This window comes from Thalassotalea ganghwensis (assembly GCF_053485795.1).
The window spans coordinates 1-255 of the sequence record NZ_JBQRUM010000098.1; the positions used below are offsets into that span (position 1 = coordinate 1).

Sequence of the window (255 nt, forward strand, 5' to 3'; positions counted from 1 at the left end):
CTGCTTATGCCCTTGCCACGCGAGCTAACGAAGGCCAGCCCGCCACAAATCAAGCTGAACTTAACCAACTTGAAGCTAACCTTGACGGTCAAGCGTTATTAGAACTGGCTGCTGCGATCAAAAGCATTGTTGATGATGAAAATGCGACACTCCCTGACGGTGTTGACAGTGTTTTAGACTTAGCACTTGATGAAGAGCAAGCAAACGCTGCAATTGAAGCATTGAGTGAGAGTGAATTACAAGCCCTTTTTGCAG

Annotated in this window: 1 pseudogene; it reads left to right on the forward strand. The window is 46.7% G+C overall.

The annotated features are described in order from the left end of the window. Nucleotides 1–255 (forward strand): annotated as a pseudogene (locus ACSLUH_RS19700) (carboxypeptidase-like regulatory domain-containing protein); the annotation flags it as partial.